Annotated in this window: 2 protein-coding genes and 1 pseudogene; all 3 read left to right on the forward strand. The window is 68.7% G+C overall.

Annotation, left to right across the window (positions count from 1 at the left end; genetic code table 11):
- Positions 1–320, forward strand: a 320-nt coding sequence (locus tag ACFWF3_RS35210; protein WP_379318448.1) for a DUF4162 domain-containing protein, incomplete at its 5' end; no start/stop codon positions are given.
- Positions 321–349: 29 nt separating this feature from the next.
- A complete protein-coding gene (locus tag ACFWF3_RS35215; protein ID WP_379318450.1) occupies positions 350–1,165 on the forward strand; it encodes an ABC transporter permease in 816 nt (271 codons plus the stop codon).
- A gap of 11 nt (positions 1,166–1,176) precedes the next feature.
- Positions 1,177–1,626: pseudogene (locus ACFWF3_RS35220) on the forward strand (hypothetical protein); the annotation flags it as partial.

Consider the following 1,626-nt stretch of genomic DNA (forward strand, 5'->3'; position numbering starts at 1 on the left):
GTGGCACGCTCGTCGCCGACGGCACTCCCGCCGAACTCAAGTCCTCGATCGGTGAGCAGGTGCTGCGCCTGGACATCCCCGACACCGCCGAACTGCGCCGGGCCGAGGCGCTGATCCAGGAGATCACCGGCGACGTCCCGGAAGGGTCGTCGACGGGGACGTTGACCGTGGCACTGCACGACGTCACACGCGGCGCCGATATCGTCGCCGCCTGCCGCGCCGAGGGCATCACCCTGCGAGGTTTCGCGGTGGACCGGCCCGATCTCAACGAGGTGTTCCTGTCGCTGACCGGGCACGCGCGCACCGTGGACGCGGCATGAGCACCCTTCGCGAAAGGTCGAGGACCACCATGACCCACACGGTCGACAAGCCGCTCCAGGTGGTGCGCGCGCCGCGTGTGACCCGTGTCGGTCAGCTTGCCGCCCTGCGGCATTCGCTGATGATGGCCTGGCGCGGACTGCTCACCTTCCGGCACAGCCCGCAGCTGCTCTACGACGCCATTCTGCTGCCGATCGTCGGTCCGGTGCTGTTCGGCAGCATCTTCGGCACGGCCATCGCCGGCAGCATGGCGGCGTATCTGCCGATCATGATCCCCGGCGTGCTGGTCCAGATCGTGCTCACCTCCTCGGTCGCCACCGGTGTGCAATTGTCCGAGGACATCCACTCCGGTGTCTTCGACCGTTTCGTCGCCATGCCGATCGCCCGGTCCGCCCCGGTTGCCGGGGCATTGCTGGCCGGGGCCGTGCGCTACCTGATCGCCGCGACCACTGTGGTGATCGTCGGCTTCGGCATGGGCTACCACCCCGCGCACACCGCCGGATTCCTGGCGGGCGCGGTGCTGGTCGTGTTCGCCACCACCGCCATCAGCTGGTTGTTCGCGTTCATCGGTGCCACCATCGCCCGCCCAGCCGCCGTGCAGGGCATGTCCATGCTGGTGCTCACCTTTCTCGGCTTCGCCTCCAATGCGCTGGTCCCCGAGGAATCGATGCCGAACTGGATGCGGCACGTCTCGGACCTGAATCCGGTGTCCTACCTGGTCTCTGCCGTACGCACCCTCGCCGCGGAGGGCACCGTCGGCGCCGATGCCTGGTGGTCGCTGGTCGCCTCGGTGGTCGTGGTCGCTGTTTTCGCGCCGCTGACCGTGCGCACTCTCCGTTCCCGCTAAGGAGCCATTCGATGACTGTCATCGCCCCCGCTGTCACGGTGTCCACCGACCTCAACCGGATCACCGCCGACGACGATCTGTTCTTCAAACTGCACAGCCTCTACCCGAACGCCCTGGTCAACCAGCTGGCGTACCGCTTCGACAGCGCGTTGAGCCGGGATCTGCTCGCCGACTGGCACGCGCACCTGGCGACCGGGTTCATCGCGCGCCGGGTCCGCACCACGCGCTTCCCGATCGCGCGTGCGCACTGGGAGCCCGCCACCGAATCACTGCCGCTGCGCTGGTCGGACACCCCGATTCCCGAGGAGCGGGTCCTCGACTGGTTCCTCGAGCAGGCCGCCGTCGAGTTCGACCCCGAGCGCGGGCTCGTGTGGCAGCTCGCGGGTGCGCCGCTCGCATCCGGTGGCACCGTGGTCACCTTGGTCGCCTCGCACGTGGGGTGCGACGGCGGCGCCATGATG

It is taken from the genome of Nocardia sp. NPDC060220, assembly GCF_042727815.1.
Taxonomy (GTDB): domain Bacteria; phylum Actinomycetota; class Actinomycetes; order Mycobacteriales; family Mycobacteriaceae; genus Nocardia.